The sequence below is a fragment of the Epilithonimonas sp. UC225_85 genome, assembly GCF_042695135.1.
Taxonomy (GTDB): Bacteria; Bacteroidota; Bacteroidia; order Flavobacteriales; family Weeksellaceae; genus Epilithonimonas.
This window is the reverse complement of record NZ_CP170547.1, coordinates 563,494-577,562: the sequence shown is the minus strand read 5'-3', so window position 1 is coordinate 577,562 and position 14,069 is coordinate 563,494. Positions and strand designations below refer to the sequence as shown.

General features: G+C 36.8%; 9 protein-coding genes. All 9 read right to left on the bottom strand.

Annotated features, from left to right (window positions below):
- Positions 1-21: 21 nt before the first annotated feature.
- The 9 genes from pckA to ACFJGY_RS02720 all read right to left on the bottom strand — a co-directional run bounded on the left by pckA (position 22) and on the right by ACFJGY_RS02720 (position 14,055).
- The gene (gene pckA / locus ACFJGY_RS02760; RefSeq protein ID WP_379967898.1) at positions 22-1,635 is read right to left on the bottom strand and encodes a phosphoenolpyruvate carboxykinase (ATP); all 1,614 of its coding nucleotides are present in this window, start codon (positions 1,633-1,635) and stop codon (positions 22-24) included.
- A 118-nt stretch (positions 1,636-1,753) separates the two neighbouring features.
- Positions 1,754-2,656 carry a GYDIA family GHMP kinase gene (locus ACFJGY_RS02755; protein WP_379967896.1) on the bottom strand — a complete coding sequence of 301 codons (903 nt, stop codon included), beginning with the start codon at positions 2,654-2,656 and terminating at the stop codon, positions 1,754-1,756.
- A 94-nt stretch (positions 2,657-2,750) separates the two neighbouring features.
- Positions 2,751-3,626 (bottom strand): ACP S-malonyltransferase, encoded by an 876-nt coding sequence (fabD, locus tag ACFJGY_RS02750; protein ID WP_379967894.1) that lies wholly within the window; start codon positions 3,624-3,626, stop codon positions 2,751-2,753.
- Positions 3,627-3,687: 61 nt separating this feature from the next.
- Positions 3,688-5,691, bottom strand: a complete 2,004-nt coding sequence (locus ACFJGY_RS02745) for a LysM peptidoglycan-binding domain-containing protein (protein ID WP_379967892.1) — start codon at positions 5,689-5,691, stop codon at positions 3,688-3,690.
- A gap of 37 nt (positions 5,692-5,728) precedes the next feature.
- On the bottom strand, positions 5,729-7,303 hold the full coding sequence (bshC, locus tag ACFJGY_RS02740) for a bacillithiol biosynthesis cysteine-adding enzyme BshC (RefSeq protein WP_379967890.1): 1,575 nt from the start codon (positions 7,301-7,303) through the stop codon (positions 5,729-5,731).
- Positions 7,304-7,471: 168 nt separating this feature from the next.
- Positions 7,472-9,394 (bottom strand): putative porin, encoded by a 1,923-nt coding sequence (locus tag ACFJGY_RS02735; RefSeq protein WP_379967888.1) that lies wholly within the window; start codon positions 9,392-9,394, stop codon positions 7,472-7,474.
- Between the two features lie 98 nt (positions 9,395-9,492).
- The gene (locus ACFJGY_RS02730; protein ID WP_379967886.1) at positions 9,493-10,830 is read right to left on the bottom strand and encodes a T9SS type A sorting domain-containing protein; all 1,338 of its coding nucleotides are present in this window, start codon (positions 10,828-10,830) and stop codon (positions 9,493-9,495) included.
- A 243-nt stretch (positions 10,831-11,073) separates the two neighbouring features.
- Positions 11,074-12,453 carry a T9SS type A sorting domain-containing protein gene (locus ACFJGY_RS02725; protein ID WP_379967884.1) on the bottom strand — a complete coding sequence of 460 codons (1,380 nt, stop codon included), beginning with the start codon at positions 12,451-12,453 and terminating at the stop codon, positions 11,074-11,076.
- A gap of 135 nt (positions 12,454-12,588) precedes the next feature.
- On the bottom strand, positions 12,589-14,055 hold the full coding sequence (locus ACFJGY_RS02720; RefSeq protein WP_379967882.1) for a RagB/SusD family nutrient uptake outer membrane protein: 1,467 nt from the start codon (positions 14,053-14,055) through the stop codon (positions 12,589-12,591).
- Positions 14,056-14,069: the final 14 nt, after the last annotated feature.

Genomic DNA, 14,069 nt, shown 5'->3' with positions numbered 1-14,069 from the left:
CGAATTGGAAGCGTTTGATTTTTAGTTTTGATGTACCTCCGACAAAACAGGTCCGGAAGAGATCAATTCGCGGGCTTCGTCATTATCTGCAAATTGTTCAAAATACTTGATGTATCTCGTAGCCAGATCTTTTGCCTTTCTTTCCCAGTCTGAATTGTTTTCATAAGTATCTCTCGGATCCAGAATATGTTCGGAGACATTTGGCAGGGAAACCGGGAATTCCAGGTTCATAATCGGAACGTGATCAGTTTCCGCATTATCAATACTTCCATCAATAATTGCATCGATGATAGCTCTTGTGTCTTTCAGAGAAATTCTTTTGCCGGTTCCGTTCCAGCCGGTATTTACCAAATAGGCTTTAGCATTGTGTTCTTTCATTTTTCCAATCAGCGTCTTGGAATACATTGTTGGATGAAGCGTCAAAAATGCTTCGCCAAATGCCGGAGAAAAAGAAGGTGTCGGTTCTGTAATACCGAGTTCTGTTCCTGCTAATTTTGAGGTATAGCCACAAAGGAAATGATATTGCGCCTGGCAATCTGTCAAAATAGAAACCGGAGGCAAAACTCCGAAAGCATCCGCTGACAAATAGATAATCTTGCTTGCGTGACCGGCTTTAGAAGGTAAAACAATTTTGCTGATATGATAAATCGGATAAGAAACCCTTGTATTTTCTGTGATCGATCCGTCGGCGTAATCCACATTTCCTTCATCGTCTGTGATTACATTTTCCAACAGTGCATCTCTTCTGATTGCACCATAGATATCCGGTTCTTTTTCTTTGCTAAGGTCAATGACTTTTGCATAACAGCCGCCTTCGTAATTGAAAACGCCATTATCATCCCAGCCGTGCTCATCATCACCAATCAAATATCTTTTTGGATCTGCAGAAAGCGTGGTTTTCCCTGTCCCGGAAAGTCCGAAGAACACTGCAACATCGCCGTCCTCGCCGACGTTGGCAGAGCAGTGCATAGATGCCATTCCTTGCAGCGGAAGGTAATAATTCATAATAGAGAACATTCCTTTCTTCATTTCTCCGCCATACCAGGTTCCGCCAATGATCTGCATTTTCTTTGTCAAATCAAACATGACGAATACTTCAGAATTCAGTCCGTGCTGTTCCCAATTTGGATTCACGGAATCCGAAGAATTGATAACCACAAAATCCGGTTCGCCGTAAGTCTGAAGATCATAATGGGAAGGCCGGATGAACATATTCATCACAAAATGAGCCTGCCAGGCAACTTTGGTTATAAATCTTACTTTCAGTCTTGTATCTTCATTGGATCCGCAATAGGTATCAATCACATAAATACTTTCGTTGGAAAGATCTTTGGTCACGATATCTTTCAACTCATCAAAAACTTCAACGGTTGTCGGTCGGTTAATGTTCCCGTCCCACCAGATTGTATCTTGTGTAATTTTATCATTGACGATGTATCGGTCTTTCGGCGATCTGCCGGTGAAAATCCCTGTTTTTACAGCTACTGCTCCCGATTTTGTAAGAACTCCTTTTGCAAAACCGGAATTGCCTGGATCCATTTCTGCCTGAAAAATTTCTTCGTAAGTTGGATTGTGGAAGATTTCTTTAGGATTAAAAATGCCTTGACGTTCAAGATAAGATTTTAGCATGTCCATGATAATTTTTTTTGAAGATTAAAAGGTATTGGGACAAATGTAAAAATATCAGCGAATTATCAAAGTTTTAATTACGTGACTTTCATCAGCTTAATAAAAATTCATAATTAATTAACAATCAATTAATTAAATCTTGCCAATTAAAAATTTTGCTAAAACCCTGCTTTTTAAAATAGGCTTCATAATCTCCAAATTTTGAAGCAAGAACGAAATCTCCGCCCCAAGCACCCAAACTTTTGACAAAGACGGGACAGTTTTGGAAATATTTTTCTTTGACCGTCGGAACTCCAAGAAATTTGGAAAGTTTTTCCTCGTGAATTGTCATTAATTGCGAAAATTCTTCCAAATTTTGACTTTTGACAATCAATTTGGTTAATTCAGAATATTGATTGATTAATTCCGTTGAAGTTGTCTTTGATTTGTAATGGGAAATACCTTCACGCGTATCTTGTTTTTGGTTGAGATGAATGAAAATCAATTCATCTTTAAAACTCGGATCAAAAGTAACTTTCTCATAAACTCGTTCGGGAAAACGGCTGTATAAAACAGCAGATTTTTCCTTTGCCACAGCAACATCATAACCACTTCCGCCAAGACTGATTTCATTCAGAACAAAAGGATCGATCTCTGCCCATTCTCCGAGATTGCTCATCAAAGTAGAGCTACTTCCCAATCCGAAATCAGACGGAAACTGAAGATTGGTTTTGAGGTGATAAGAAACATTTTTTTTGAACTTAGTTTCGGAAAGTTCCTGAACATTTTTCAGGACTTTCAGAATGAACTCTGAGGCTTTTTGATCATTCGTTTCGATGATTTTCCAATTCTTGTAATCAATGATATTTTCCAGCCACAATTGATCCTGATGATAGGCGTTCCAATAGATCAATGACTTTTCATCACTTTCTTCTGTAAAAAAAAACTCTTGTCCCAGCTTTGTTGGAACAGCCAGGACAAGAGCACCATCAACAGCAACATATTCTGAGGTAAGCATTAATTTACCGGGAGAAAAAATTCTCTTCATATGAGCTGCTATATTTTAATGTGTCGCTCCTACGGAGCTTTTTTATAAATCGACAATAATTTCTACAAACATTTCGCTCCTCCGGAGCTGAAAATTATATTGCAGAGGCAACGGAAACTTCGGAATTGATCTTCTTTATCAAACCTTGAAGTGTTTTTCCAGGACCAACTTCTACGAAGTTATCTGCGCCGTCTTTGATCATATTCTGTACACTCTGAGTCCATTTTACAGGACCTGTCAATTGTGCAATCAGATTTTTCTTGATCTCTTCCGGATCAGACACTGCTGTTGTTGTAATGTTCTGATAAACCGGAATGGTTGCCTTTCTGAATTTCGTATTTTCAATAGCTGCTGCTAATCTTTCCTGAGCCGGCATCATCAATGGTGAATGAAAAGCACCGTTTACAGGCAGGATCAATGCTCTTTTTGCGCCAGCCGCTTTCAAAGCTTCACAAGCTTTTTCCACAGATGTAGTCTCTCCGGAAATTACCAATTGTCCAGGACAGTTATAATTTGCAGGAACTACAATTCCTTCTATTGTTGCACAGATTTCCTCAACTTTAGAATCTTCCAGACCAAGAATTGCTGCCATAGAACTCGGATTGATATCGCACGCCATCTGCATTGCCTGAGCTCTCTCGTAAACCAACTTTAGCCCGTCCTCAAAAGATAAAACACCGTTTGCAACCAACGCGGAAAATTCTCCTAAAGAATGCCCGGCAACCATCTGAGCACCTAAACCATTTGCAACTTTTACCGCTGCAACAGAATGTAAAAATATCGCAGGCTGGGTAACGCTGGTTTTCTTAAGATCTTCATCTGTTCCATTGAACATAATGGAAACAAGGTCAAAACCAAGGATATCATTGGCAGAATCCATCAGGTCTTTCACATCTTTTCGGGAATCATATAGTTCTTTCCCCATTCCTACATACTGTGAACCCTGACCAGGAAATACAAGTGCTTTCATATTTTATATAAATGATAATTGATGAATGATAATTGATCTCTTCATCGTTATTTAAAGGTAATTACTGCATCAATCTTACAACTCTGTAACCGTTGTTGATGTATGCACCATTTGGTTTCGCCTTTACAAACTCGAATTTTGTGGCAAGCTGAGTTTGTGATTTATTGATTTGTTTAAAGATTTCTCCTTTTTTGTTTTCTCTCGTCAGCATATCATTCATCACATCAAAACCGATTACGGCATATTTTGATGGTGCTTTGCAGTATTTTGCTTTGTAACCTGCAAGAATTTCTTTTTCAAAATCGCCATCGTAATTGATTTTTCTGTCCATCAGATATACTAAGCTGGCTTTGGAAAGGTCATCTACATTTTTCTCAAAACTCGGACTGTAAAACATACTAAAGGCTTTGACACCTTCTGTCTGTTTTCCAAGAGCGATGATTTTTGAGGCAAAAGCGCTTCCCGCAGAGTCATCATCGTCTGCTAAAACAGCGATCACAGGAACGGCCTGTCCCGTCATCATATTATTTTCTAGCTGAATATCATTGGACGAATTAACGATCACAATATTTGCTTTTGATAAAGATTTTTCTAAACCAGCTTTGATTGCATTGGCGTTTGCTTTGGAATTATCTGCAACGATATATATTTTCTGATCTTTATAGACCTGAGAAACCTCTTTCACGATTCTGTCCGAATAAACAGAATTTTCTGTTTCGATAATGATCAGATTGCTGTAATCAAAAAGATCTTCAGAATTTGCAAATGGTGCTACTACAGGAATGCTCTTTTCTTTTACATAGTTGAGGACCTCCAAAACACTCGATTTGAAAAATGGTCCAACGATGAGATCTGTATTATCCTGATTAATCTGAGAAAGGCTGTTTTTAAAAGTCACTTCATTTCCTGCGTCTACAACCTTAATATCCAATTTTTGTCCTGATGCCGCGTTTCTTTCTGCGGCTAATTTTGCACCGGTTAAGAAATCCATAGCCATTGTTCTGTATTTTGCATCGTTGGCATCAAATCCGAAAGGCAACATTAAAACTACGCTCAAAACATCGCCCGCTTTTTTGGAATACATCGGATCCTGTTTCTTGATCTTGAGTGTCATTCCCGCCTTCAACCCGTCTGAGAGATTTGGATTAAGAGAAATTAACTGATCTAATGTTACATTAAAATGATTCATAATACTGAACATTGTGTCGCCACTTTGAACCGTGTAAGTCACATAATCATCCTCTGAAGTAGAAGTATTTCCGGAAGCAGAAGTTGTTGCACTTGGCGCAGAAGTCTGAGTTGTAGTAATGGTTTTCGTTGCAGGTTCAGATGTTGTATTATTCTGAGAATTATCTTCAACATTGATTGTATTGGCTCCGGAAATTCTGATCGATTCGCCTGGTTTCAAACCTGTCGTTTCCAATCCCGGATTAAGTGCAAATAGTTGTTTCTGGGTCAGATTGAACTGCTTGGAAATTTTATAGTAATTATCCTTTGCCTGAACAACATATAAACCTTTTGCCGGTTCGGAAGACACAGTTTCCGTTTTAGTAACTTTTACTTCCGGTGTTTTTTCTGCAATAGTTGTAGTTTGTGCAACCGTTGTAGAAGCAGAATCTGCATATTTCCGGATATTATCCAAAGGCAAAGTGATTTTGTCCCCAATTTTCAGGTGAGAATCCAGTTCCGGATTCAGTTTTCTGAGATCAGCTTCTGAGATTTTATATTGTTTTGTAATGCCATAGACGGTTTGCTTTGGCTGCAAAGTAATTGTTCCCGTTTTACCAGAAACAGGTGCCGAAGTTACAGGTGCTGTTTTTGCAGGCGTTACTTTTGGAGTCACAGCTTTTGTTGAACTTCCTGTTTTGGAAACTGTTAAAACATCGCCGATTTTTAAGCCTCCATCTTTTTTGGAAGGATTCAGTTGATACAATTCATCGATGGACAAACCATATTGTCTGGAAATCCCGTAAGGCGTTTCCTTTGGAGCAACGGTGTGTGTTTTCTGCGCGGACAGACCTAAAAAGGCAGTTACTGCGGATAAAATGAAAATTTTCTTGATCATTCTTTTTTAATAATGATACAAAAATAATGCTTTCAGATTAAATGTGCGAAATTATTAATTCTGATTTTTGAACATTCATTTTTTGATAGCAGTCTTCGATCCATTGCCTCCCGAGATCCGAATAGAATACACTGAAATTGAACACTCTTTCCTGCCAGTTGCCGCCGGGATGAACTTTCAGGAATAGACTCTGCATCTGATCAAAACGTTCGGATTGCTTTATTTTTTCGGCTTTCAGAAGGCGTTGCTGCATTCTTCGGAAAGATTTCAGCTGTCGTGTTTCTTCCGCTTCTACAAGATTGAAGAATGTTTTCTCAGTTTCTGAAGCTTTGTTTTTAAGTTCTGAAAATGAAGCTATTAATTCAATTTCTTTTTCTGCAAGAAGAGATCTGATTTCGTTGCTTTCCAACAATTTTTGATTCATTACTTCGGCAAAATTTTCAAAAAAGTTTTCAATTTTCAATCCTGAGTTTTCAATTTTTCTAAATATTTTTTCATCCAGGAATAGCATTGAGTTTCTTGGTACCAATATCGGAAATGGAAGATTAATGGATTCAAAATGGTCTTTTAACTCGATCCAATACATAATTTCTGCATTGCCTCCGACATAAGCCAGATTTGGTAAAACCGATTCCTGATAAGCCGGACGAAGCACTGCATTTGGACTGAATTTTTCCGGATGATTTTCCAATTCGTTCAGGATTTCTTCCTCAGAAAACTTTAAAGCTGTGTCAAGAATTTGATATTCATTATTGATTTTCTCAATTCGGTTTCTGGTTTTTGAAAGATAAAATAAATTGATCTCTCTCGGATTGACCTGAACTTTATGATATTCTTTTTCAAGAAATTCTCTCTGATTTTTCGTTGTTTCGAAAAGCTGATTTGACAACAGTTCTTTCCTGAAAATATCTTTGACCTGAGATTTCAGTTGTTCCGAATTGCCATCGATGGTCAACAAACCATAATCGGCAAATAATTGATTCACCAGATACCGAATGGCCTGGGTATGGGAATTTCCTTTCTTGTAAGCATTTTTGATCCACAGAATCAACTCGGTTCCGTACAGGTTGTCTTTGAATTCCTTTTCGAATTCCTGGATGAAATATTGATCTTCAATCTTGATATTCCCAACATCGCCACCGGAATTGCCTTTGATCTCGTAATAATGTTCTTTGGTTTTGAAATGATCGATCTCCTCAAAATCGTGATCTTCTGTTGCCATCCAAAAAATGGGAACAAAGTTATGATGAGGGAAATTTGATTTTAAAAACTCTGCCGTTTTGATAGTCTGCAAAATTTTATAAACGAAGAAAACAGGACCCGTGAAAAGATTGAGCTGATGTCCGGTTGTGATGGTGAATGTCGTTTTTTCTTTCAGAAGGAAAAGATGTTCCAGCTGTTTCGTTGACATTGGTTCTTCCTGATTTTGTGAGAAAATCGTTTCATAAAGAACATTCCTCTTTTCATCAGAAAATGAATTCTGTTTTTCGGCAATCTGAATTTTGAAATTTTCCAGATCAAAAACTTTATTCTGAAATCCGTCCAGTTTTTTTCCTAAAAAATCTTTTACGAGTTTTGGAATGCTGTTTATATTTTCGAAGTCAATCGTCATTTTTTATTTGATGGTTGTTGGTTGATAGTTGACAGTTCTTTATGATGACAAATCTTGTTCTAAGCTGAAGTTGCAGCCCGGCCTGAATGGAGCTCTTTTTCTTTTTTGAGAAAAAAGAAAAAAGCGGGAATGGAGGACGGATTAAGCTGCCATAATTATTCTTCAAAATTAATGGAAAAGATACCAGACAACACCTAAATTGAGCCTGAAATCGTAAATCGGATAGCCTGGCGATGTAAAGGATTTGTTCTGCATAAAAGTCTGGTTGATATGCTGGCCTTCTATGTAGAAAAACATCCGCTTAACTCTCATATTAAAATAAACATCTGCAATCGGCTGTCCACCAATTGAATAACCATTGGTTCCGGGTAAAATATATTCATTAAGAATCGGCGAATAATCTCTGGAAGCAAATTTTGAGAAATAATAAAGTTTGACTCCAATCTGTACTTCTGCTGCTTTTTTGAACGCCGGTGCCTGATAAAAAACATTAATCCGTCCGATAAAATCCGGCATTGGCAAGAGATCCTGATTGCTAAGTGCTCTTTGGAATAAAACTTTTCCGTTTACGTTGAATTTTCCATATTTCACGGTACTTTCGCCGCCGATCTGTGAAATGTTAAGAGAAGACGAACTTTGCTGTGGTTTTGAAGCGCTGTCAAAATAGGTGTAATTGTCTATTTTGAAAAAATCAACATAAACCCTTGTATCAAACCATTTGGCTAATCTCACCGTTCCTCCGAGCTGAGTGACAACTTCGTTATCAGGGTTCTGAAGGTAATAATTGTAATTAATATAATGAGAAGAGTTTACCAGATAATTGAAACTCGGATAAGCGGATTGGAAATTGACACGCCCTTCTACCAAATAATCTTTGATCGGTTCGAAAACCAATTGATTTGTTGTTTTCACATAATCACCAAACTCTGAACCTTTGGAAATCTCGAGAAAAGATCTAAGCTGGATTTTGTCCAATAATTTAATTTGCAAATTACCAACAGCCCCGAATCTCTGTTCTTTGAAATAGCCGGGAATATTAAGAATCGGAAATGCATTTTTGTTTCCGAAAGTCAAATACTGATGCCGGAACCCTGCGTCTAATTTGAACTTCTCATTGTCCCAGACCAAGCTGAACGTGTTGCTGAGATTATTCGTGAATTTTTTGTTGTACAATGGGAAATTAGTTATGCTTTCTGAACCAAAAAAATCTGTGTCGGCTGTTGTTTCTGAGAAGTAATATTTATTTCCCTGATGATAGATGGTATGTCTTAGTTTGAATGGGTATTTTGCAGGATCAAAAGGCGAAAACTCCTGACTGAAATAATATCGTCTGTAAGAATAACGAGATTCTGCGCCTGTTAAATTGGTTTCTATATTCTGTCTGTTATTGAATCTTGAATCTCCGTTTAAGAACACATCCAGATCTGCAATGCCTCCATTTTCCTGATTGTTGACATTCTGATGGATGTAATGTGCATAAGCTTCATATTTGCCATTTTTAGAGACATAGTGACCACTGAAAATGGTATTGTTACTTGAGGCCAGACTGTTTCTGTATAAACCTTGAGACCTCAGTCCCATATATTCTATTGCGAAGTTGAAATTTTTGCCGACGTTCTGGGTATAAGTAGTCTGAAGTTGTCCACCATTTTTCATGGCATTGTTATAGAAAAAAGTGGTCGTCGGAGTTTTCACATCATAATAGTTGATGTCATTTTCTCCTTTTATGTAAAAAGATTTGTTTTCCGGGAGAAGATTTAAATTCTGTTCGGCATTTTTTTCATAAACCAAATTCTGAAATCCGGAACCAATATTCGCCGATTGAATCTTTCCAAAGTTATCTTTTTTATTGTATTGGGTAGCAATATATGATCTCTCGATTGTAAATGTGGTATCATATATCTTCTTTTCAGAAAATCTGGTTTTGACCTGATAGTCATTGATCGTAGGTTTGTAGATTTCCAGGGAATCTTTCTTTCCGGAATCGACCTTCAGCGTATCAGAAGAAATCTTGTTGGAGTCTGTTTTGTTTACCTGCTGTCCATTTATAAAAACACTAAAAACGAACGACAGTAATAATAAATATTTCATCAAGGAAATTTGAGTACAAAAATACTAATTATACTTAAATAAAAAATCCCGTCTTGTTTTTGTAACGAGACGGGATTTATATTTAAAAATAATGTTGATTATTTTTTGATAATTTTTGTGTTTTCAACACCACCACTACCGTAATAAGCCTGTAGAATATAAGTTCCTTTGGCTAAAGTAGAAACATTGATTTGCTTGGTATCTGTAGTTGATTTAACTTTTTTACCAGATAGATCATAGATCGTAACAGATTTAATTTCTTTGTTAGCAGTAAGGTTTACAACATCTACAGCCGGATTTGGGAAAACTTTCAGCCCTGATTTAGCATTAGTTTCATTAACTGCTAAAGATAGATCTCCACTAAATTTAAGTATGCCTTCAGTTCCGGCAGGACCATCACTAAACTGACCAGCCCAGCCAGTTGTCGGATTCAGGAACTTAACTGTTCCTCTTTGCAATCCGGCATCAATAGACACCCAAGTTAATCCTCCATCTTTAGAATATGCAGATCCTTGTACTCCGGTATCATCGGTATATATACCTGTAGTTACATAAGTGTTTGCCGTTCCTGGAACATAGGTTATATCTCCGAAATACCAAGTGCCAGTTGCATCAACAGGCTCCCAATTTGCACCTCCATTGGTAGTTGAGTATAGTACAGCATTTACATCACCGTCAACAGCGATTAACAATCCATTATTTCCATCTTTAAAAGCATAAGTTCCGCTAGAACCTGTTACTATGTTTCCTGCAAAGTCTAAAACAGGAGTAGAATACGCTGCCCAAGTCGTTCCTCTATCTGTAGAATGAAGAATCCTTCCTAAGCTTGTTCCAATCCAGATATTATCACCCAGGATATATTTATTATTTAAATTATATCCATATTCATCACTATTGATTGGTGCAGGAGTGTTTGCAACAGCAGTCCAGGTGGTTCCGCCATTAGATGTTTTATACATCTCAAATTTTCCGCCTACAGGATCTCCGGCTGTCCATCCATTATTTGCATCCCAAAAATGAATTTGGTTTGCAAAAGAAGAAGTAGAATATCCTGTTTGTTTTGTCCAGGAAGTTCCTCCGTTCGTAGTCTTATAAATACCATTACCTGCAGTCCCTGAAGATGGGGCGGTGACTAAAAACGCCGTGGTGGCATCAAGTGCAAACAGGTCGGAAACCATTGCGGTACTTTGAGAAGTTAGTCCCGTGATGTTAGTTGCAGTCCAAGTAGAACCATTTGTTGTTTTGGAAATAACTTTTGGATAAGTACCACCTCCTGATCCATCAGAAGCTGTGGCCCATACTGTATTGGCATTCACAATAGAAATCACGCTAGGATAATAATATTGTGCAAACTTAATTCCCTGATCCACCCAAGATTGTGCATTGGTACTAATAGAAAGAGAAATTAAAGCTAAAGAAAGTAGAATTTTTTTCATAATAATAAATATTTAATATGGTTTGAAATTATAGTAAAACTAAAAATATAGACATATTGACATTATCTTATTATTCAATACGCTAATTTTATACTAAATTAACAAAAATTATTTAAAATTAAACTTTTCCTGTTTCATTTAACCTTAGCTTAATATAGACTATCTAATTAATCTAAATATCTCACATCATTTCAAAAAAAAGACTGTTTTAAAAAACAGTCTTTTTTTTTGAATAATCAAATATTATTTTTTGATAATTTTTGTGTTCTCAACAGAACCATTACCATAATAAGCTTGTAGGATATAAGTTCCTTTAGCTAAAGTAGAAACGTTGATTTGTTTAGTATCTGTAGTTGATTTAACTTTTTTACCAGATAGATCATAGATCGTAACAGATTTAATTTCTTTGTTAGCAGTAAGGTTTACAACATCTACAGCCGGATTTGGGAAAACTTTCAGCCCTGATTTTGCGTTAGCTTCATTAACAGCTAAAGATAAATTACCACTAAATTTAAGGATACCTGCTGTTCCTGTAGGACCATCACTAAAGAATCCAGCCCAACCTGTTGTAGAGTTTAGGAATTTAACACTTCCTCTTTGTCCACCATCTACTCCAGCAATGTTGTCAATAATAGTCCAAGTTAAACCTCCATCTGTTGAATAAGAAGAACCTGTCCCTTGTGCAGCATCAGAATCAATACCTGTTGAAACATAAGTATTTGTTGTGCCAGGAACATACGTGATATCTCCGAAGAACCAAGTTCCAGTAGCTTCTATAGGCTCAAAAGTAGAACCACCATCAGCAGTAGAATACATTACAGCTTCAACGCTATTATCGATAGCAATCAGGATACCGTTGCTACCATCTTTAAATGCCATTTTAGCAGAAGATCCATCTACACCACCTCCAGCAGCACCACCACCAAAATCAAGTGCAGGTGTTGAGTTAGCAGTCCAGGTTACCCCTCTATTAGCAGAACGAAGAAGTCTTCCTTTGGTTGTGCCTAGCCAAATGTTGTCACCTGTTACATATTTAACTCCTGTCAAACCATATTCAACACCAGCTAAAGGAGCAGGAGCACCTGCTACAGCTGTCCAAGTAGTACCTCCGTTTGTAGTTCTTAAAATCTGAAATGTTGCACCTACAGGATCTCCTGCGGTAAACCCTTCATTTGCGTCCCAAAAATAAACAACGTTTGGAAATGAAGCAGTTGTATAACCTGTTGTCAATCTTGTCCAGCTTGTACCACCGTTTGTTGTTTTATAAACAGCATTGGTATTAGTTGCAGAACCAGTTCCTGTGAAAGCAGTAGCTAACCAAGCAGTAGTCCCATCAATAGCAGCAATATCACTTACTAATGCAGGAGCCGGGATTGTACTGGTAGGAATAGTAGTTGCTGTCCAAGTCGTACCACCATTGGTTGTTTTAGAAAAAGCCTTAGGATAAGTTCCTCCTCCTGATCCATCGTATGCATTAACCCATACAGTATTAGCATCAGTAATAACTATTTCTTTAATACCATAACTTGTGGCAAATTTTGTCCCTTGTGGTGTCCATGAATTCTGTGCGTAAGAACTCAAAGAAAGAGAAATTAAACTTAATGAAAGTAAAACTTTTTTCATAATAAAAAATTTAAATGAATTAATAATTGATGCTAAACTAAGAAAATAATTACAAATAAAAAAGCAATATTCCTATTTTAACATCTAGAATGATATAAAAGAAAAAGGCAATATCACTATTGCCTTTCTTTAATCTTAATAACCTGGGTATTGTTTGAGGTTGATATTATTATTTATTGCATCTTGACCAATAGGCAAAACAAATAATTTATCATTAGCAGGTACATTACAATTTGTTGTACAGTTAGAAGTTTTTACAATTGGCAAATTCCAACGCTTAAGATCTAAAAATCTTTGACCTTCACCATAAAATTCTTTCCCTTTTTCTGTAAGAATATTATTAAGCAGAGCTGTTCCTGTACTTGCAGGATAAGTAGATCCTTTTCTAGAAAGGGCAAAAGCATTCAATTCTGTAAGTGCTGTTGTCTCTTGTCCTGTAAGGTACAACGCTTCTATTCTGTTTAATTGAGCTTCTGCAAATCTTAATATTTTAATATTTCTCTGGAAGTTACCTTCTTCTGTTAAACGAGGATATTTATTTGTCCATGCACCCGGAACTGTTCCAGTTCCTGTAACACCTGTGGTAGTTAATAGACCTGTACTACCAGATCCTTTTCTTACATCCGCAGCTGGAAAACTATCATAAAACTCTTTAGTAAATAGCAATGCTTTTCTATCACTTAACCTGTAATAAAGTGTTGGTAGTGCTAAATTAGAACCTAACCCTGTTACACCATTACTTAAAGTATTTATATCCAATTCCCAAATTGTTTCTGGGCGATTCTCTGAATTTGCTTCTGGTGAACCAGAAAAATAAGCTTGATAAGTTGCAAGTGTACTTTCAATAGGTGCAAAAACTCCCGGATTGTTTACAATATCTGACGCATATTGTAATGCTAATTGTGCATCACCAGCAGCTCTTCTTGTAAGGTAGACTCTGGATAACAATAGCTTAGCAGCAGTTTTACCAAGTAGAACTTTGTTATCAGCCGGATCTTCTGCTGCACTAAGACTTGAAGTTAAATCTGATATTATTTGTGCATAAACCTCAGCCACAGTTGCTCTTGCTGGTTGTATACTAGCATCATAATTTGCCAAAACCAATGGCACACCATATTCTTGATTAATACCAGAAGTTGGTGCTGGTGAGTAATAATTTACTAAAGTGAAGTATGCCAAAGCTCTGATGATTTTTGCCTGTGCTTTTATTTTTGCAACATTTTCATTGTTTTCAACTTTTGTATTGTTGATGATCATATTACAATTATTGATAGCATTATAAAGTGAATCATAGAAACCAAAATCATTATTTACGGCACTGTAATTCATATTATAAGTACTGGAAAAAGCTGCTGCGCCTGCACTAGAAACATATAGATGATCTGATAAAACATCACCAATTGCCGTTACAGTTGTCCCAAATGCATTTACTGATCCTACACTTAAATAGGCGCCATTTAAAAATTTCTGGAGTTTATCTTCTGTGTCTATTGATTCTATACCATCAGAAGTTGGAGACGTTAGCTCTAATTCGTTCTCACTACATGAATTGCTTACAGAGAGAACAAAAAGGGTCGATATGAGTAAAAAAACTTTTTTCATTATATTCTTTTTTA